We start from the raw sequence: 19,326 nt of genomic DNA on the forward strand, positions 1-19,326 counted from the left end.
TTATGTTAATTTTTAGTTTAAATCAGTATTTCGGCACGAATAAAGCCGCATTTAATGGGTTTTACAATAACTTTAACGATTATAGGTACGGTATTTGCCATTGATTGAATCATATTTAGTAATTTTATAGTAGATAATATAGTATATGGATGATAATTTTTCCCCAAGAGTAAAGGATGTAATTGCTTATAGCAAGGAGGAAGCATTGCGACTTGGTCACGATTTTATCGGTACCGAGCACCTGATGCTAGGGCTTCTTAGAGATGGAAACGGGAAGGCTATAAGCATTTTAGATGCTTTAGAAGTTGATTTGGAACACCTACGCAGAAAAGTAGAAATACTTAGCCCTTCTAACCCTAACGCCAGTGGCGTACAAAAAGATAAAAAGAACTTGCACTTAACAAGGCAAGCTGAACGTGCATTGAAAACAACATTCCTAGAAGCTAAACTTTTTCAAAGTTCTTCTATCAATACCGCTCACCTTTTACTTTGTATTCTTAGAAATGAAAATGACCCTACTACGAAGCTTTTACATAAATTAAAAGTTGATTATGATGGCGTCAAGGAACAGTTTAAATTTATGATTACAAGCGACGACGATATGATAGACGGCCCAACGGCCGAATCTTTCCCTAGTGATTCTGAAGACACTAACGAAGGAAAGGAAAACACTTTTGGTGCTGCTTCTAGCCAGAAAGGTGCAAAAAAATCTAAAACTCCGGTATTAGATAATTTTGGTAGAGACCTTACGCAAATGGCAGAAGAAAATAAACTGGACCCTGTTGTTGGAAGAGAAAAAGAAATAGAAAGGGTTTCTCAAATTCTTAGTAGAAGAAAAAAGAATAACCCGCTACTTATAGGTGAGCCAGGTGTTGGTAAAAGTGCCATTGCAGAAGGTCTTGCCTTACGTATAATTGACAAAAAAGTCTCTAGAATTCTTTACAACAAAAGAGTTGTTACTCTTGACCTTGCTTCTTTAGTTGCCGGTACAAAATACCGTGGACAATTCGAAGAGCGAATGAAGGCAGTAATGAACGAGCTGGAAAAGAATGATGACGTCATTTTATTCATTGATGAAATTCATACTATTGTAGGTGCAGGGGGAGCTACCGGAAGCTTAGATGCTTCTAACATGTTTAAACCAGCATTGGCAAGAGGCGAAATTCAATGTATTGGAGCCACTACCCTTGATGAGTACAGACAGTATATTGAAAAGGATGGTGCTTTAGAAAGACGTTTTCAAAAAGTAATTGTTGAACCAACTACTATTGACGAAACAATTGAAATTTTACATAACATAAAAGGTAAATACGAAGATCACCATAATGTAACCTATACTGACGAGGCTATTGAAGCTTGTGTTAAATTAACAAGTAGGTACATGACTGATCGTTTTTTACCAGACAAAGCTATTGACGCGCTTGATGAAGCTGGCTCTCGAGTACACATCGTTAATATGGACGTTCCAAAACAAATTCTTGAATTGGAAAAGAAATTGGAAGATGTGCGTGAACTTAAGAACAGCGTTGTCAAAAAGCAGAAATATGAAGAAGCTGCCAAGTTACGTGATGACGAAAAAAGTCTAGAAAAGGAACTTGCTATCGCTCAAGAGCGTTGGGAAGATGACAGTAAACTTAACAAAGAAACTGTAAGCGAAGATAATGTTGCCGATGTAGTTTCTATGATGAGTGGAATTCCTGTTAACAGAATTGCACAAACAGAAAGTAACAAGTTAGCCGGATTACCAGAGCTTATAAAATCGAATGTAATTGGACAAGATGAAGCTGTTGCTAAAGTTTCTAAAGCAATTCAACGTAATAGAGCCGGACTTAAAGATCCTAACAAGCCAATTGGTTCGTTTATATTTTTAGGACAGACAGGTGTTGGTAAAACACAATTAGCGAAAGTATTAGCAAAAGAACTTTTTGATTCTGAAGACGCACTTATCCGTATAGATATGAGTGAGTATATGGAGAAGTTTGCCATCTCTAGATTAGTTGGTGCACCTCCAGGATACGTTGGTTACGAAGAAGGTGGTCAATTAACTGAGAAAGTTAGAAGAAAACCTTACTCTGTAATTCTACTTGATGAAGTTGAGAAAGCGCATCCAGATGTATTCAATATGCTTTTACAAGTATTGGACGATGGTTTCTTAACAGATAGTCTTGGTCGTAAAATTGATTTTAGAAATACCATTATAATAATGACTTCTAATATTGGTGCACGACAATTAAAAGACTTTGGTCAAGGTGTCGGTTTCGGCACTTCTGCCAAAAAGTCACAAGAAGACTCTCATCAAAAAGGTGTTATCGAAAATGCTTTAAAGAAAGCCTTTGCTCCTGAATTCTTAAATAGAATTGATGACGTAATTGTATTCAACGCTCTAGAGAGAGAAGACATACATAAAATTATAGATATTGAATTAGCGAAGTTGTTCAAGAGAATCAAAGATATTGGCTACCACTTGAACCTTACTGATGAAGCTAAAGATTATATCGCAGAGAAAGGCTTTGACAAACAGTACGGAGCCAGACCGCTTAAAAGAGCAATTCAGAAATACATTGAAGATGCCCTTGCGGAAGAAATAGTGAATTCTAAACTTAAAGAAGGGGATAGTATTTTTATCGATCTTGATAAGAAAAGTGAAGAATTGACCATTAAAATAGAAAAAGCAGAGGAAGAATCACCTAAGACATAGGCATTTATACTTTACTGGAATATAAAAAAGGAGCCCTATGTAGGGCTCCTTTTTCGTACAATTCATTTTTTATTGTAAGAATTAAAACACATTGAATAGTAGCCATACGCAGTATGAACGATATTTTCGCGTTTAAACTAAAAATTTACTCAGAGAATCTAGTTCCTTATATTTTCGCTTCAGACACACTATATTAATACGAATAGAATGAAGATTGGATCTACCAAGAAGAAGGTAATTGTAAGGGAATACGAATTAGAAACAGGAAAAATTCAAGTATATGATAACTACATGGTATCCATCTTTGATGAGGGCGCTACACTTACTCTAGAAAGAGCATATCAAATTATTGGCATATCTGAAATTCACTTTAGAGATAAAAACTTTGGTTTTATAAGTCTGCGCAAAAATTCATTTGCAATCGACCCTACCATTTATAACTATCTAAAACAACTAGACAACCTTAAAGCTTTTGCTATTGTTTCTGTCAAAGAAATTGACATGCATAACTTTAAGATTGAGAAATTGTTTTACAAAAAACCAATGAAGTTTTTCATTGAATTTGATAATGCTTTAAAATGGGTGAAAAGAAGAGTTAACTCTTAAGAGAAAATCAACTTGGTTGATTTTCTTCTTCTACTACAGGTTGTTCTGGCATTTTAAATAAATCTAAATACGCACCAGCTAAATTATCTATAAGATGCGATGCTGTTAAAGATTGAAAACCTGTAGATTCTACCGCAATATCACCAGCTCTACCATGCAAGTAGACTCCAAATATTGCAGCATCTAAAGCAGGATAACCTTGAGCTCTTAAACCTGTTATTATACCTGTTAAGACATCACCACTTCCTGCAGTAGCCATACCTGGGTTACCAGTTGTATTAACATAACCTTTTGCATTGTACACTATAACAGTGTGCGCACCTTTAATTACAACAATACATTTATACTTTTTCGAAAATTTCTTCACCTTAGCAAGTTTATCGAAATCGTCTTTCCATTTTCCTATTAATCGTTCCAGTTCTTTTGGATGCGGAGTCAAAATAGAATCTTCTGGCAATTCTTTCAATAAATCTTTATTCTTAGAAAGAATATTAAGTGCATCTGCATCAAGCACCAATGGCAGCTTATTACTTTTCAAAAAACCAGATAAAGCTTTAATTGTTGCCGCACTTGTTCCTACCCCAACACCTACTCCTATAACCGTTGGTTCTATATCAAACTTTATATTCGTTAGTTCATTTTCATTGGTATCGGTTAAAACCATAATTTCAGGTAATGAGGTCTGCAAAATATTATATCCTATTCTTGGAACATAAGACGTTACTAAACCGCTACCTGAATAAAGTGCAGCTTTAGACGATAGACACACAGAACCCATTTTACCATAACTACCACCAATTATTAATGAATGACCGTAAGTTCCTTTATGCCCATACTTCTCACGTGGCTTATACATTGTAAGAACTTCATTCTTTCCAATTAATTCATAATCGGTTTCTGTAACTCTTAAATATTCTGGATCAAGTCCGATATCTAACACTTCCCACTGTTCTATGTACTTTCCTGTTTCTGGCAAGAAAAATATCAGTTTCGGAGTTTGAAAACTCAATACAAAATTAGATTTTATAATTGCATCAAAATCTTCCGGACCTTGATCGGTGAATAATCCCGAAGGAATATCAATTGAAAGAATAAATGCCTGAGAATTATTTAAATGTTGAATAACCTTAATCACCCATGCATCTGGTGTTCTATTTAGTCCTATTCCGAAAATTCCATCTACAATAATATCCTCTCTACCAATTTCTGGCAGTTCATCATCAGAATTCATGAAATGTGGCCAAACCTTACGATCTTTCAATCTATCTAAATTTATCAGAAAATCTTTTGAACGCTTCTCACTATAATTTATAACATACACTTCAACATTATAACCATGATCCACTAGGTGTCTGGCAAGGGCTATACCATCTCCCCCGTTATTACCAATACCACAGAATAAATGAATTTTAACGGGAGCACCTTGCATACGCAAATGCATCCAATTAAAGAGCTGCAAGGCTGCGCGCTCCATTAATTCATTACTACCTATTTCCTCTTTTTTAATAGAAATCTGATCTGCCTTATAAATCTGTTTTGCACTATATAATTTCATTCTTTATTTTTTTTACAGCTAAAAAGTAACGATTCCGTAAAAAATTGTGGAATCATTTGATTAAGATACCAAATGTACTACATTTGATTTTCAACCATTAGTATTTATGGACTGCTATAAAACAGACATAACATTCGATTTCACTTCAGCTACTATTACTTATGGTACAGCTACGGCATGTTTCACCCTTTGGGGTTAAAAACTATATTTCTCCGTACCCGTGTTTAATTACACCATATCTTAAATTACAAAGTCAATATTTCATAACATGAAAGTTCTAAAATTCGGTGGCTCATCTGTAGCCAAACCTGAAAATATAATTAAAATCAAAAATATAATCTCCAAGTACAACGACCCTATCATTCTGGTTGTTTCAGCTTTAGGAGGTGTAACGGATCTATTATTAGAAGCTGGATCATTAGCTGCTACTCAAGATCAATCTTACAAAAAAATTCTTAGTACATTAGAAGAAAGACATCTTTCTACCATTAAAGAATTAATACCTGTAACAGCACAAAGCAAAGTACTCAGCAAAGTTAAGAGTGAGTTCAACGTATTGGAAACTCTTTTGGAAGGTGCTTTTTTTATCGGAGAAATTACTCCGAAATTATCTGACAAGATAGTTAGCTATGGCGAACTACTTTCTTCTTATATTATTAGCGAATACCTTATTAGCGAAAAACTAGACGCTGAATTTAAAGATAGTAGAGAGCTTATAATTACGCATAAGCTGAATGGCAAGAATGTTGTCAATTTTGTAAAAACCAATGCTAACTGTGTAGATTTTTTTAAGACTTCAAATAAAAAGGTAACCGTATGCCCAGGGTTTATAGCTACCAGCGAAGAAGGTGTGTCTACCACTTTAGGAAGAGGTGGTTCTGATTACACTGCCGCAATTTATGCTGCTGCTATTGATGCAGATATTTTAGAAATCTGGACAGATGTTAGTGGTATGTATACCTCTAACCCAAAAATGGTAAAACAAGCGAAGGCTATTCCGCATATTTCGTATGAAGAAGCTATGGAGCTGTCTCATTTTGGAGCTAAAGTACTCTACCCACCTACTATACAACCCGTATTATCTAAAGGTATATCAATTGTAATAAAGAACACTTTTTGTCCTGATGAAGCTGGTACTTTGATTACCAAATCTAAGAATGAAAAAGGAAAAACAGTTCGTGGCATAAGCCACATTGGCAATATTGCACTATTATCTTTAGAAGGACCTGGAATGGTAGGTATACCTGGTATCTCAAAACACTTTTTTGAAGTTCTCTCCCAGGCAGATATAAGTGTAGTATTAATTACCCAAGCATCCTCAGAGCATTCTATATGTGTAGGTATTTCTGCAGATGACGTAGAAAAAGCGGTTAGCATTGTTAATGAAGCTTTTGAATACGAAATTGAAAGAGGTCGCATTAAACAAGTAATACCTGAAAAAGATTTGGCTATTGTTGCCCTAGTTGGTGATAATATGAAAAGTCATCAAGGATTGAGCGGTAAAATGTTTAGTACACTTGGGAAAAACAATGTCAATATTAGAGTAATTGCACAAGGTGCCTCTGAAAGAAATATTTCATGCATCATTGATGAAAAGGATGTGAAAAAAGCGCTAAATGCATTGCACGAAGAGTTTTTTGAAGAAAACATCAAGCAATTGAATCTATTTGTAATGGGTGTTGGTAATGTTGGCGCTAAATTTCTGGAGCAAATTAAAGAGCAACGTAAATTTTTGAAAGAGAATTTAAAGTTGAACATTCGTGTAATAGGAATGTCCAACTCTAGAACAATGCTTTTTGATGAAAAAGGGATAGACTTAAATGATTGGTCAGCAAAACTTGCGGCAGGTGAAAAAGCCGACAAGGTTAAATTTTTAGAATTAGTAAATAGCCTAAACTATAGAAATAGCATCTTTGTTGATAACACAGCAAGTGAAGAGGTTTCTAAAACGTACAGCGAATATTTAGGTAACAGTATTTCCGTTGTTACTTGTAATAAAATTGCTTGTTCTTCTGCCTTTGAAAACTATTCTCATTTAAAATCTTTAGCAAGAACATATAACGCTCCTTTCTTATTCGAAACTAACGTTGGCGCTGGGCTACCGATAATTGATACATTAAAACACCTTATTGCATCTGGAGATAAAATCTTGAAAATTCAGGCTGTTCTTTCAGGAAGCTTAAACTTTGTTTTCAATAATTTTAATGATAAAACCACCTTTCATGATGTGGTAAAACAAGCTCAGGAAGAGGGATATACAGAACCTGATCCAAAAATTGATTTAAGTGGTGTTGATGTAATGCGCAAAATATTAATCTTAGCTCGTGAGAGTGGAAATCAATTGGAAATAAGTGATATTACCAACAATCCATTTTTGCCTGAAGAAAGTTTAAACACAGCTAACAATGATGAGTTCTTTACTTCATTAATACAACATGAAGCTCATTTTCAATCACTATTTACTAGTGCAAAAAATGCTGATAGCAAATTGAAATATGTTGCTCAGTTTGATAATGGCAAAGCAAGTGTAGGCTTACAAGAAATACCTAAAGGTCATGATTTTTATAATCTAGAAGGCAGTGATAACATTGTATTATTTTATACGGAGCGCTACCCTAACCAACCTATGATCATCAAAGGTGCAGGTGCAGGTGCTGCTGTAACAGCTTCTGGTATATTTGCAGATATTATACGAATTGGTAATTTCTAAATTTCATAAAAGGAGTATTAATTATGAACCAAAACGAAATTAAAGTCTTTTGCCCTGCTACTGTTGCTAACGTTTCATGCGGATTTGATGTTCTAGGCGTTGCCCTAGACTCGGTCGGTGATGAAATGATAGTGAGAAAAGTGCCTCAAAAAGGTATTAGAATCACCAAACTAACAGGACAAGACTTACCAAAGGAAACTCTGAACAATGTTGCTGGCGTGGCTGGTAATGCCTTTTTATTGGCATCTGATTACGATGGCGGATTTGAAATTGAAATCAATAAAAAAATAAAACCTGGTAGTGGTATTGGTAGTAGCGCTGCAAGTTCTGCAGGTGCTGTTTGGGCAATGAACCATTTATTGGGCAACCCGTTCAGTAAAACCGAATTAGTAAAATTTGCCATGGAAGGCGAGCGTTTAGCAAGTGATGTTGCCCATGCGGACAATGTAGCCCCTGCCCTATTTGGTGGGTTTACGTTGGTGCGTAGCTACAGCCCGTTAGATGTAATTACCATCCCTGCTCCTTCAGAATTATATGTTACTATAATACATCCGCAGATAGAAATAAAAACATCAGATTCTAGAAAGATTTTGAAAACTACTATTTCTATGGAAACCGGAATTAAACAATGGGGAAACGTAGGTGGCCTAGTTGCCGGCTTATTCAAAGAGGACTATGATTTGATTGGTAGATCTCTTGAAGATCATATAGTAGAACCAATACGTTCTATCTTGATTCCTGGTTTTGATGAAGTCAAAAAAAAATCTCTTGAAGCTGGTGCTTTAGGCTCTGGTATTTCTGGATCCGGACCTTCAATTTTTGCATTTAGTAAAGGAAACGAAACTGCATTAAAAGTAGGCGAAGCAATGAAAACAGTTTACGATAAAATCGGTATTGATTACGAAATACATGTTTCAAAAATTAATATGGAAGGCGTTAAACTTTTATAAGTTCAACAACAATACATTCATAACAATTAAAAATATTTAGCTTGAAATTCTATAGTTTAAACAATATAGCACCCGAAGTTTCTTTTGATACTGCCGTAATCAATGGTATTGCACCTGATAAAGGTTTGTATTTTCCAGAGGAAATTAGTCCCCTACCTACTTCTTTCTTTGAGAATATTGAAACTTTTTCTAACGAAGAAATTGCTTTTAAAGCAATACAACAATTTGTATCGGGTATTGTTCCAGACGATGTATTAAAGGATATTTTAAAAGAAGTTTTGGACTTTGATTTTCCTGTAGTTGAAATTACACCTAACATTGGCACTTTAGAGCTTTTCCATGGTCCTACCATGGCATTTAAAGATGTTGGTGCTCGTTTTATGGCACAATGTTTAGGTTATTTTTCAAGGTCTACAAAAAATGAAGTCACCGTACTTGTAGCTACGTCTGGTGATACTGGTGGCGCCGTTGCTAATGGATTTCTAGGTGTTGCAGGTGTAAATGTAGTTATACTCTACCCTAGCGGAAAAGTGAGCGATATTCAAGAAAGACAGTTAACCACTCTAGGTAAAAATATTACCGCTTTAGAAGTTGATGGTACTTTTGATGATTGCCAGGCTATGGTAAAGAATGCCTTTTTAGATAAAGAGCTTCTTGACCATATGAAACTGACTTCAGCAAATTCTATTAATGTTGCTCGTTGGCTACCACAGTTATTTTATTTCTTATTTGCTTACAAACAAGCAAAATCTAAAGGTAAAGAGATCGTATTCTCTGTTCCTTCAGGTAATTTCGGTAATATATGTGCTGGCTTAGTTGCTCAGCGTTTAGGCATGCCTGTAAAACACTTTATAGCTTCTACTAATGTAAACGATACTGTACCGCAGTTTATGCTTACAAAAGAGTACAATCCTAAACCATCTACAGCAACTATTTCTAATGCGATGGATGTTGGCGATCCTAGTAATTTTATTAGAATAAGACATTTGTTTAAAGACGATTTTGAAGCGCTAAAAGAGAATCTTTCTTCTTATCCTTTTGATGATAATCAAACAAAAAATGCCTTAAAAGAAATCTACAATATCAACGGATATATTGCTGATCCTCATGGTGCTGTCGGATATTTGGGCTTGAAAAAATATCAAGAACAAAACCCTGATACTTATGGTATTTTCTTAGAAACTGCACACCCAGTAAAATTTTTGGACATTGTTGAAGAAACACTTAATGTTAAATTAGAAATCCCAGCACAGATTCAAAAAGTAATGGGAAAAACCAAAAAATCCATTAAGATTTCAACCTATGACGGACTCAAAGGTTTTCTATTGAAATCTTAGTCTTCTATTAAAGGTTACAATATTTTCCTAATTCGAGGTTTAGCCACATTTGCTTCTATTTATTTTCGATAAATTTGTATCGCCAATAAATAGAAAAAGATGAAAAATACTGCGCTTACCACAACTCACGAATCTCTTGGTGCCAAAATGGTTCCATTTGCTGGTTATAATATGCCCGTTTCATACAAAGGTGTTAATGCCGAACATGAAACTGTACGTAAAAGTGTGGGCGTTTTTGATGTATCGCATATGGGCGAATTTTTAATCTCTGGGCCTACTGCCTTAGATTTGATTCAAAAAGTATCATCTAACGATGCCACAAAATTGACTATTGGTAGAGCACAATACAGTTGTCTACCAAATGAAACCGGTGGTATTGTTGACGACCTTATCATTTATAAAATTAAAGAAGAACAATATTTACTAGTGGTCAACGCTTCAAATATTGAGAAAGACTGGAATCATATTTCATCTTATAACGATGAATTTAAAGCAGATATGAAAAACATATCTGAAGGGTATTCGCTTTTAGCTATTCAAGGCCCCAAGGCTGTTGAAGCTATGCAATCTTTAACTTCTGTTAATTTAGCTGATATAAAATTTTATCATTTTGAAGTAGCCGATTTTGCAGGTATAGATAATGTAATTATTTCTGCAACAGGATATACTGGTTCTGGCGGATTTGAAATTTACTGTAAGAATGACGAGGTAAAACAAATATGGGACAAGGTTTTTGAAGCCGGAGCAGATTTCGGAATTAAACCAATCGGATTGGCAGCTAGAGATACCCTTCGTTTAGAAATGGGATACTGCCTTTACGGTAATGATATTGATGATAACACCTCTCCGCTTGAAGCTGGTTTAGGATGGGTTACAAAATTCAATAAAGATTTTGTAAACTCTGTAGCTTTAGAAAAAGAAAAACAACACGGACCAAAGCGTAAATTAGTTGCATTTGAACTTGATGAACGTGGTATACCTAGACATGGTTATGATATTGTAGATGGTAATGGTAAAACAATAGGTGTGGTAACTTCAGGTACAATGTCACCTTCTATGGGAACTGGTATTGGCTTAGGTTATGTTCCACCAATATTTTCAGATTTAGGAAGCAAAATCAATATTCAAATTCGAAAAAATGCTGTACCTGCTACTATAGTTAAATTACCATTTTACAAAAAGTAAATGATAGACTTTCAAGGTGTTCTTACCTCAATAAATGAAACTGCATCTAATGAAAAGGATAAAGGTAAGATTGCAGATTATATTCCAGAATTAGCAAAGGTTGATGTTGACAATTTTGGAATACATCTTATAGATATTCAGCAGAATATTTTTTCAGCGGGAAAATCTGACGAAAAATTTTCAATTCAAAGTATCTCGAAGGTTTTAAGCCTTTCTATGGCTTTAGGACTCATTGGAGAAAAAGTTTGGAAACGTGTAGATGTTGAACCTTCTGGAGATCCGTTCAATCATTTATCGCTTTTAGAATTAGAAAACGGAATTCCTAGAAATCCGTTGATAAATCCTGGTGCAATTGTCATAGCCGATATTCTGGTTTCTCGATTAGAAAATCCGAAAGAAGAATTTTTAGCATTTGTAAGAAATATTGCGAATGACGATACTATAGATTACGACGTAGATGTTGCAAAGTCTGAAAAACGAACAGGATTCCGAAATTTTGCAGCTGCTAACCTTTTAAAATCATATGGTAATCTGAATAATGATGTAGACGTCGTTCTAGATTTTTATTTTCATCAATGTTCGCTTAGTATGAGTTGTGCGCAATTAACAAACACGTTCTACATGTTTATGAATCATGGTAAATGTAGAAGAAATAACACGTTCTTAACTGTAACTCAGGTAAAACGTATTAACGCAATAATGTTGACTTGCGGGTTTTATGACGAAGCCGGCGAATTTGCTTTTGAAGTTGGGCTACCTGGCAAAAGTGGTGTTGGCGGTGGTATTGTTGCTTTCTTACCAAATAAATTCTGTGTAGCAACATGGTCTCCGGGACTAAACCCTAAAGGAAATTCTAAATTAGGAATGCTTGCACTAGAAAAATTAACGACAGAAACTGAACTTTCTATTTTTTGAAATTAGACACTAAAAAAATATTGATTCTTGGCGGAAGCGGTTTCATTGGTAACGCGATTTACAAAGAACTTTGTAATTATTTCGATACTTATGGCACCTATTGTCATGCCGCAAATTCATACTCATCTAATAAACAATTTCTACATTATAATTTAGAAGAAGATGATATTGTTGAAGTTTTAGAAGTCGTTAAGCCACAAGTAATAGTTTCAGCATTAAGAGGAAATTTTGCTGCTCTGGTTATTGCACATAATCATATTGCCGAATACATTACTAAAGAAGACTGTAAAATATACTTTATATCATCTGCCAATGTTTTTGATACCTACAGTAAATATCCATCTTATGAAATGGATAAGACTTTGTCTGAAAGTGTATATGGTAGACTAAAAATCAAAATTGAAAATATGTTACTTAGGTTGCCGAAAGATAAAATGGCTATCCTAAGAGTGCCTATGGTATTCGGCAATAGCTCTCCTAGAGTTAAGGATATGAAAAAGGCTATTCTAGCAAATGAACCTGTAGAAGTATTTCCTAATTTGATATTAAATGTTACTAATGATGACAAGCTTACTCAGCAAATTCATTATCTTATCAATAGAAACAAAACAGGTATCTACCATTTAGGAAGCAATGACCTAACGCATCATGAAGATTTTATAAAAGAAGTTTTAGAACGTGTAGGTAATTTTAATCCTATTATTAAAAGAGTTTATACTACTAATGAAGCCAGGTATTTGGCAGTCTTACCAAAGACCAATACATTACCTAAAAATTTACAGTTTACTTTTCAAGATATTATTGATCATCATGTTTTAAATTAGTAACCATTATGAAAGAAATAGAAAAATTTACTGACCAGCAAATAGCGGACTATTTAGGTCAACTTGACGGATGGGAATATGTGGATGGCGCCATAGAAACCACTTTTGAATTTAAAAATTTTAAAGAAGCCTTTTCAGTAATGACACGTATAGCCTTTGAATGTGAAGCACAAGGTCATCACCCAGATTGGAGTAATGTTTACAATACTGTAAATATTCGTCTAAATACGCATGATGCTAATGGTGTTACCGAAAAAGATTTTGTTTTAGCTAGAACTATAGAAGATATAATAGAAAGTGAATTTTAATAACCAATAACAATAATTAAAAATGGTATTCACGAAATTCATTTAATGATTTCTGAACATTGACCGTTTTTGTACATTTGTTTAAAATAATTTACCATGGGAAGAGCTTTTGAATTTAGAAAAGCACGTAAAATGAAAAGATGGTCAGCAATGTCCAAAGCCTTTACTCGTATAGGCAAAGATATTGTTATGGCCGTAAAAGAAGGCGGACCTGATCCAGATTCTAATTCGCGTTTAAGAGCAGTCATACAAAATGCCAAGTCGGTAAACATGCCGAAAGACAACGTTGAGCGCGCTATAAAAAGAGCAAGTGACAAAAGTCTTGGTGATTATAAAGAAGTTCTTTTTGAAGGTTATGCGCCACACGGTATTGCTATATTAGTTGAAACTGCAACTGACAACAATACTAGAACGGTAGCGAATGTTAGAAGTTATTTTAATAAATGTAATGGCAATATGGGTACATCAGGATCCGTTGAATTTATGTTTGACCATACTTGTAATTTTAGAATTCCGGCTGAAGGCTTAGACCCTGAAGAAATAGAATTAGAGTTAATTGATTTTGGAGCTGAAGAAGTTTTTATTGATGATGACGGAATTTTAATCTACGGACCATTTGAAAGTTTTGGTGCCCTACAGAAAGAATTGGAGAACCGCGAAATTGAAATCTTATCCTCAGGTTTTGAACGTATACCACAAGTGACAAAAGCACTTACAGAAGAAGAAGCTGCAGATGTAGAAAAGCTTCTTGAGAAATTAGAAGAAGATGATGATGTACAGAACGTATATCATTCTATGCAAGAATAAACTTTACATATTTTATATAAAAAAAGGAGACCAATTTGGTCTCCTTTTTTTATATATCTATTGCCGAATATTATTATCTCTGAATTAACATTTGTTGATGAAATTAAAAATTGTTTTTATTCAAATGTCACTTAACATCTTACACTATCAATGCTTACCCTCAACCCCTTCAAAAAAAGCATGATACTTTTTAAAGTCGGCTTCTTTATCTTCTGTTGGAATAAGCGGCTCTGATAATTTTATTTCTTTTTTGCCGTAGTCAAAGGCAACTAGTACAATTGGCACATTGGCGGTTTTGGCTATATAGTAGAATCCTGTTTTCCATTTTTCTACTTTTTTTCTAGTGCCTTCAGGAGAAAGTGCCAGTCTAAACCTTTTTCGCTCACTGAATATCTCTGCTGTAGCTTTTACGGTATCATTGGTTTTGGTACGATCTATAGGTGCACCACCTGTCCAACGAAAAAACCAACCAAAAGGAGGTTTAAACAAACTCTTTTTGCCTACAAAGTTTATTTCTTCTTGCCAAACAGCACGAATTAACAACCCCAAGAGAAAATCCCACCAACTGGTATGCGGCACTACAATAGCCACAAATTTATCTAAGTGAGAAGGAAAGGCTCCGTTGAGTTTCCATCCTAGAAATTTAAAATATATAAATTTTGCTATTTGCTGCATAAGACAAAGATGTAGGTTGTGATATTAACTAACCTACTGATTAAATAAATGAAATAAACTATATTTTTTGATAAATAGCCTTAAGCTTTTCCGGAGTAATTATTGATTTCCATTGTTCACCTAATGCATTTTCCCACAAAGGTTCCATACCCATAGCAACAGTAATCATAGTATCCATTTCTGCTGTTGTCAATTTAGAGCATACCTGTTTTGGCAATACTATGTTATGCTTTTTTAGCATTTTATTGAATACGGATACTCCTTCAGGATAAAACTCTTCTAAATATTGAAAAACAAGACAATTGCCTATTCCATGTTTTACACCTAAAACGTAACCTAAACCATAACTCATAGCATGCGCTACACCAACTTGTGAGTATGCAATACTCATACCGCCATGCCAAGATGCCATCATCAGTTTCTCTCTACTTTCTGACGCCGATATGTCTTCTAAAAAAACTTCTTTGCAAAGTTCTAGTGATTTCTCTCCGTAACTTTGACTAAAGGCATTTAAGAAAGTTCCATTCAAAGATTCAATACAATGTATAAAACAATCCATACCCGTATAGAACCATTGTTCTTTTGGCACCCCCACAGTTAATTCTGGATCTAATAATACCTGATCAAAAGTGGTATAATCTGAATTTATACCTAATTTCTTTTCTGGGCCCATTAACACCGTAGTTCTAGAAACCTCTGCCCCAGTGCCACTAATTGTTGGTATACCTACATGATATACTGATTGTTTATTGACCAAGTCCCAACCTTGGTATTCTGATGCGCTTCCTTTATTAGTCAGCATTATTGCAACTGCTTTTGCTAAATCTAATAAAGTGCCACCACCAATACCGATAATACCTGATGGCAATTCGGTGAACTTTTCTTGAATCATTTTCACAAGAGCATCTACTTGTTCGGTTTTTGGCTCTTCTTCGGCTGAAATTAAAATAATTTGATCACAAAAAATACTCGGAATTCTATTGATGAGCTCCGTATTTTCAAAAACATCATCTACCAAATAAATCATTGGTGCTTCTGAATGTTTTCTTTTTGGCATTAAAATATCGCCTAGAGTATTAAAACTTCCTTTACCATAGACTACTCTTGGTACCATTGGAAAATTTCTAAACTCTTCTGAAGCTTTTGTTGGTATTTTCTTCAATGTCATTTGTTTATTCACGTCCATTTGCATTAAACATATTCCAAAATATCCGTCAGTGTAGATATCGTCATGTATCCCTTATTCTCTACCGGCCCTTTCACTTCTTCATGCTCCCACGTGGTATGAAATGGTACGTGTATTGCCCGCGCTCCTATTTCAACTAGCGGCAAAACGTCTGATTTTAAAGAATTACCTATCATTAAAAACTCACTTGGCTCTATCTGTAAATGTTCTAGTAGATCGGTATAATTCTTTTCCTTTTTATCACTCAACACTTCCACATGATGAAAATACTCTGACAGTCCTGATCGTTCCAATTTCCTTTCTTGATCTAAAAGATCTCCTTTGGTCAACACAATTAATCGGTATTTATCTTTCAAGCTTTTTAAAACATCTTCTACTCCATCCAATAATTCAACAGGTTGGGTAATCATTTCTTTACCTAAATCTAAAAGTGCTCCTAATGTTTTGGTTGACACTTCATTATTAGAAAGTTCTAAAGCACATTCAATCATGGAAAGCATAAAGCCTTTTATTCCATAACCATATAAATCTAAATTCTTTATTTCTGTTCTAAAGAGCTCTTGATCTATTTTATTCTTGGTTTCGTACTTCTCCAATAAATTGGCGAACTTATCTTCTGTATCTCTAAAGTAAGTCTCGTTCACCCACAGGGTATCGTCTGCATCAAAGCCAATTACATTAATTCCGTCAAAATTTATTTCCATGCTGCTTGGGCTTTCTTTAAATCTTCTGGAGTATCTATTTCTATACCCTGAACATTAGTTTCTACCATTTTTATTTTCTTACCAAATTCTAAATAACGTATGGCTTCAATTTTCTCTGTTGCTTCTAATTGTAGCATTGGTAAACGTTGAAAATCCATCAAAGCACTTTTTCTAAAGGCATAAATACCTTTGTGCTTATAATATATGGTTTGCTCACTTTTTGCTCTTGGATAAGGAATTGGTGATCTAGAAAAATACAAAGCAAAATCTCTGTTATCTACTATTACTTTTACAGTATTAGGATTATTAATTTCTTCTTCATCAGTAATTTTAACCATTAATGAGGCAAGATCAATTTCTTTGTGAATATCATCTTCAAAAACCTTCATTACCCCTTCTAAGCTTTCTCTATCTGTAAACGGCTCATCACCTTGTACGTTTACGATGATATCAACATCCATCTGCATTACGGCCTCTGCAATACGATCACTACCACAATCATGTTTTTTTTTACTCATAATAGCCAAACCACCTTCTTTAATAATGGTATCATAGATAACTTCGCTATCTGTAACTACATATACTTCATCAAATAACTTAGTCTGCACTGCTGCTTGATAGGTTCTTAAAATGACCGGTTTACCAGCTAAATCTTGCATTAATTTTGCAGGAAATCTTGATGCCGCATAACGGGCAGGAATCATTGCTATTTTCTTCAACTACTTTTATTTTATGTTTTTGCCTTTGGTCTTAAGCTTCTGTATATCCTAAAAATGATCACTAAGATGATAATCACCAAAACCGCTGCTAAGATAGGTGCAAATATTGAGGCGACCGATACTACTGCAGCGGCACCTGTTTCTACTGTTGTTATTACCGGGTTGGCCAATCCACCTGTTGTGGCGGTAGACGCCAACCTACCAGTTGCTCCCGCTCCTTTTATTGCGGTGGCAGTACCGCCACCAGCTATTATTGCCAATGACCAAGTAATTACAGGATCTAAATCCGCTACTGTTGAAACCATTACCGCTGTACCTGCTATTGCCGCTAAAGGCACTGCTATACTATCTAATAAATTATCGAACCAAGGGATGAAATAGGCGAATATTTCTAATAATGTAGCCACACCTAAGGTTAATACAGCTACTAGACTTCCTATCCATTGCCAATTGTCATTTAGTTCCCATACACCAAAATATGATGCCAAACTCAACGCAAATAATGGTAGAAACACCCTAAAACCCACAGATGCTGCTAATCCTATTCCTAAAAATATACTTAATACTGTATCCGTTGTCATATGTTATTTACTATTAGAAAATATTCTTTTCTACATCAATAATTACTAAAATAACCTTTTCTTAATCAAGAAAAAAATCGTCTTTAAAACCTATAAGATACAACTTGCTCTTTGCCCTGGTAACTGCAGTATATAGCCATCTTAGGTATTCTTTATCTATACCATTGGGCAAATAGGGCTGCTCTACGAAAACGGTATTCCATTGCCCACCTTGAGATTTATGACATGTTATTGCATATGAGAATTTCACCTGTAAACCGTTGAAGTACTTATTATTTTTTACACCTAAAAACTTCTTGTACTTAGAACTTTCATGCGCAAAGTCTTTCATGACTTCTTGATATAACCTGTTACCATCCTCATATGATAAGGATGGAGATTCTGCCGTAATGGTATCTAATAGTAAAACAGTTTCAAAAGGTGGCATATTGGGATAATCGACCATTTTCACCTTAACCTCGGCAAACTTGAAGGTGAAAATTTCTTTAATATCAAATATTTCTAAAACCTCTATAATATCTCCGTTTGCAATAAAACCAGCTTCTGTGCTTGGCTTTAACCAATAGTAGTTATTCTTAACCACCATCATAAAATCACCTACGGCAATATCATTCTCTAAAAATAAAATTCGTTCTCTTATATTTTGGTTGTAAAGATTTGCACGTTTATTAGAGCGGACTATAAATGCAGTTTCTTCTTTTCCGTTTTCTGAATATGAACTATCAATGGCTTCTTGAATTTCATTACCATCTATTAATCGTACTATATCAGTAAAGGGATCAACATCAAATTTAAAATCTTCGAAGAAATCACTTTGCAATTGCTCTCTTAATAAAGTTGCATTAGCTAATATTCCTGAATCACCTGCCTGTCTTACTACTTCATTCAACTCTAAACGAACTACTTCCTTATTATAATTCAAAGAAAGTTTATCACCATCTAAAGCGGGACTCAAAACTAAATGTACTGGTGGCAATTGCGCTGTATCTCCTATTAATAACAACTTACATTTGTGCCCAGAGTACACGAACATCATTAAATCATCTAATAAAGAACCGTTTTCGAATAATTTAGAATCTGCAGCAGTATCTGGTATCATAGATGCTTCATCGACTATAAATAAGGTATCTCTATGTTTATTGGGTGCTAAAACAAACTGCACTCCCCCACCACTTTGCTTCTTCGGAAAATATATTTTTCTATGAATGGTAAATGCCTGTGTTTTTGAATAATTCGACATCACTTTTGCCGCTCTACCCGTAGGTGCCATTAGCACAGCTTTCTTCTGAACTTTCCATAAACTGTTCACTAAAGTGCCTATTAAAGTAGTTTTACCCGTACCGGCGTAACCTTTTAATAAAAAAACTTCATCCTTGACCGGTGAAAGGGTAAACTCAGCTAATTTCTGTAAAGCCACTGATTGTGTGGCAGTTGGTGTATGTGGAAATTTAGATTCTAGTATACTATAGAATGATGCGGGTGTAGTTGGTTTCATGTGCCATCAAAGATAAAGATGATTTTTAGCCTAAAAACTTTTACGATTAAAAAAAAATTGTAGATTTGTGA

General features: G+C 34.7%; 17 protein-coding genes. 10 read left to right on the plus strand and 7 right to left on the minus strand.

The genetic code is table 11. The features are described 5' to 3' along the window. The first annotated feature begins 145 nt into the window (after window positions 1–145). Together BUC31_RS14990 and BUC31_RS14995 are read left to right on the plus strand one after the other, a co-directional pair. Window positions 146–2,698, plus strand: coding sequence for an ATP-dependent Clp protease ATP-binding subunit (locus BUC31_RS14990; RefSeq protein ID WP_073245580.1), 2,553 nt, complete (start codon window positions 146–148; stop codon window positions 2,696–2,698). 207 nt (window positions 2,699–2,905) lie between these two features. Then, window positions 2,906–3,304 carry an STAS/SEC14 domain-containing protein gene (locus tag BUC31_RS14995; RefSeq protein WP_073245582.1) on the plus strand — a complete coding sequence of 133 codons (399 nt, stop codon included), beginning with the start codon at window positions 2,906–2,908 and terminating at the stop codon, window positions 3,302–3,304. 7 nt (window positions 3,305–3,311) lie between these two features. Here BUC31_RS14995 and BUC31_RS15000 read toward each other — a convergent pair whose 3' ends face one another. Beyond that, window positions 3,312–4,859 (minus strand): bifunctional ADP-dependent NAD(P)H-hydrate dehydratase/NAD(P)H-hydrate epimerase, encoded by a 1,548-nt coding sequence (locus tag BUC31_RS15000; RefSeq protein ID WP_073245584.1) that lies wholly within the window; start codon window positions 4,857–4,859, stop codon window positions 3,312–3,314. A gap of 268 nt (window positions 4,860–5,127) precedes the next feature. Here BUC31_RS15000 and thrA point away from each other — a divergent pair, with 268 nt between their 5' ends. The 8 genes from thrA to BUC31_RS15040 all read left to right on the plus strand — a co-directional run bounded on the left by thrA (window position 5,128) and on the right by BUC31_RS15040 (window position 13,895). Then, the gene (thrA, locus tag BUC31_RS15005; protein ID WP_073245586.1) at window positions 5,128–7,569 is read left to right on the plus strand and encodes a bifunctional aspartate kinase/homoserine dehydrogenase I; all 2,442 of its coding nucleotides are present in this window, start codon (window positions 5,128–5,130) and stop codon (window positions 7,567–7,569) included. 23 nt (window positions 7,570–7,592) lie between these two features. Beyond that, window positions 7,593–8,519 (plus strand): homoserine kinase, encoded by a 927-nt coding sequence (locus BUC31_RS15010; protein ID WP_073245588.1) that lies wholly within the window; start codon window positions 7,593–7,595, stop codon window positions 8,517–8,519. A gap of 41 nt (window positions 8,520–8,560) precedes the next feature. Continuing rightward, window positions 8,561–9,856, plus strand: coding sequence for a threonine synthase (thrC, locus tag BUC31_RS15015; protein ID WP_073245590.1), 1,296 nt, complete (start codon window positions 8,561–8,563; stop codon window positions 9,854–9,856). Between the two features lie 99 nt (window positions 9,857–9,955). Further along, a complete protein-coding gene (gene gcvT, locus BUC31_RS15020) occupies window positions 9,956–11,041 on the plus strand; it encodes a glycine cleavage system aminomethyltransferase GcvT (RefSeq protein ID WP_073245592.1) in 1,086 nt (361 codons plus the stop codon). Next, entirely contained in the window at window positions 11,042–11,956 is a 915-nt protein-coding gene (locus BUC31_RS15025; RefSeq protein WP_073245594.1) for a glutaminase, read from the plus strand. It begins immediately after the preceding gene. Next, complete coding sequence (locus BUC31_RS15030; RefSeq protein WP_073245596.1) at window positions 11,953–12,780, plus strand: sugar nucleotide-binding protein; 828 nt, start codon at window positions 11,953–11,955, stop codon at window positions 12,778–12,780. The genes BUC31_RS15025 and BUC31_RS15030 overlap by 4 nt, the downstream gene beginning before the upstream one ends. Window positions 12,781–12,788: 8 nt before the next feature. Next, complete coding sequence (locus tag BUC31_RS15035) at window positions 12,789–13,088, plus strand: 4a-hydroxytetrahydrobiopterin dehydratase (RefSeq protein ID WP_133689089.1); 300 nt, start codon at window positions 12,789–12,791, stop codon at window positions 13,086–13,088. A 96-nt stretch (window positions 13,089–13,184) separates the two neighbouring features. Then, entirely contained in the window at window positions 13,185–13,895 is a 711-nt protein-coding gene (locus BUC31_RS15040; protein ID WP_073245598.1) for a YebC/PmpR family DNA-binding transcriptional regulator, read from the plus strand. A gap of 147 nt (window positions 13,896–14,042) precedes the next feature. On the opposite strand, the gene BUC31_RS15045 is transcribed toward BUC31_RS15040, so the two are convergent. The 6 genes from BUC31_RS15045 to BUC31_RS15070 form a co-directional block, all read right to left on the minus strand. After that, window positions 14,043–14,570, minus strand: coding sequence for a 1-acyl-sn-glycerol-3-phosphate acyltransferase (locus BUC31_RS15045; RefSeq protein ID WP_073245600.1), 528 nt, complete (start codon window positions 14,568–14,570; stop codon window positions 14,043–14,045). A 58-nt stretch (window positions 14,571–14,628) separates the two neighbouring features. Next, window positions 14,629–15,738 carry an iron-containing alcohol dehydrogenase family protein gene (locus tag BUC31_RS15050; protein WP_244534058.1) on the minus strand — a complete coding sequence of 370 codons (1,110 nt, stop codon included), beginning with the start codon at window positions 15,736–15,738 and terminating at the stop codon, window positions 14,629–14,631. A gap of 23 nt (window positions 15,739–15,761) precedes the next feature. Continuing rightward, complete coding sequence (locus BUC31_RS15055; protein WP_073245602.1) at window positions 15,762–16,460, minus strand: HAD family hydrolase; 699 nt, start codon at window positions 16,458–16,460, stop codon at window positions 15,762–15,764. Then, on the minus strand, window positions 16,451–17,164 hold the full coding sequence (gene kdsB / locus BUC31_RS15060) for a 3-deoxy-manno-octulosonate cytidylyltransferase (RefSeq protein WP_170861970.1): 714 nt from the start codon (window positions 17,162–17,164) through the stop codon (window positions 16,451–16,453). The genes BUC31_RS15055 and kdsB overlap by 10 nt, the downstream gene beginning before the upstream one ends. 26 nt (window positions 17,165–17,190) lie before the next feature. Then, the gene (locus BUC31_RS15065) at window positions 17,191–17,760 is read right to left on the minus strand and encodes a DUF4126 domain-containing protein (RefSeq protein ID WP_073245606.1); all 570 of its coding nucleotides are present in this window, start codon (window positions 17,758–17,760) and stop codon (window positions 17,191–17,193) included. A gap of 61 nt (window positions 17,761–17,821) precedes the next feature. Continuing rightward, the gene (locus BUC31_RS15070) at window positions 17,822–19,255 is read right to left on the minus strand and encodes an ATP-dependent DNA helicase (protein ID WP_073245608.1); all 1,434 of its coding nucleotides are present in this window, start codon (window positions 19,253–19,255) and stop codon (window positions 17,822–17,824) included. Window positions 19,256–19,326 lie beyond the last annotated feature (71 nt).

This window comes from Maribacter aquivivus, from assembly GCF_900142175.1.
Lineage (GTDB): Bacteria > Bacteroidota > Bacteroidia > Flavobacteriales > Flavobacteriaceae > Maribacter > Maribacter aquivivus.

What these genes read in the sequence shown, in the direction of transcription:
- BUC31_RS14990 (WP_073245580.1), top strand. Translation starts at nt 146, where the DNA reads ATGGATGATAATTTTTCCCCAAGAGTAAAGGATGTAATTGCTTATAGC.
- BUC31_RS14995 (WP_073245582.1), top strand. Translation starts at nt 2,906, where the DNA reads ATGAAGATTGGATCTACCAAGAAGAAGGTAATTGTAAGGGAATACGAA.
- BUC31_RS15000 (WP_073245584.1), bottom strand. Translation starts at nt 4,859, where the DNA reads ATGAAATTATATAGTGCAAAACAGATTTATAAGGCAGATCAGATTTCT.
- thrA (WP_073245586.1), top strand. Translation starts at nt 5,128, where the DNA reads ATGAAAGTTCTAAAATTCGGTGGCTCATCTGTAGCCAAACCTGAAAAT.
- BUC31_RS15010 (WP_073245588.1), top strand. Translation starts at nt 7,593, where the DNA reads ATGAACCAAAACGAAATTAAAGTCTTTTGCCCTGCTACTGTTGCTAAC.
- gcvT (WP_073245592.1), top strand. Translation starts at nt 9,956, where the DNA reads ATGAAAAATACTGCGCTTACCACAACTCACGAATCTCTTGGTGCCAAA.
- BUC31_RS15025 (WP_073245594.1), top strand. Translation starts at nt 11,042, where the DNA reads ATGATAGACTTTCAAGGTGTTCTTACCTCAATAAATGAAACTGCATCT.
- BUC31_RS15035 (WP_133689089.1), top strand. Translation starts at nt 12,789, where the DNA reads ATGAAAGAAATAGAAAAATTTACTGACCAGCAAATAGCGGACTATTTA.
- BUC31_RS15040 (WP_073245598.1), top strand. Translation starts at nt 13,185, where the DNA reads ATGGGAAGAGCTTTTGAATTTAGAAAAGCACGTAAAATGAAAAGATGG.
- BUC31_RS15045 (WP_073245600.1), bottom strand. Translation starts at nt 14,570, where the DNA reads ATGCAGCAAATAGCAAAATTTATATATTTTAAATTTCTAGGATGGAAA.
- BUC31_RS15050 (WP_244534058.1), bottom strand. Translation starts at nt 15,738, where the DNA reads ATGACATTGAAGAAAATACCAACAAAAGCTTCAGAAGAGTTTAGAAAT.
- BUC31_RS15055 (WP_073245602.1), bottom strand. Translation starts at nt 16,460, where the DNA reads ATGGAAATAAATTTTGACGGAATTAATGTAATTGGCTTTGATGCAGAC.
- kdsB (WP_170861970.1), bottom strand. Translation starts at nt 17,164, where the DNA reads ATGATTCCTGCCCGTTATGCGGCATCAAGATTTCCTGCAAAATTAATG.
- BUC31_RS15065 (WP_073245606.1), bottom strand. Translation starts at nt 17,760, where the DNA reads ATGACAACGGATACAGTATTAAGTATATTTTTAGGAATAGGATTAGCA.
- BUC31_RS15070 (WP_073245608.1), bottom strand. Translation starts at nt 19,255, where the DNA reads ATGAAACCAACTACACCCGCATCATTCTATAGTATACTAGAATCTAAA.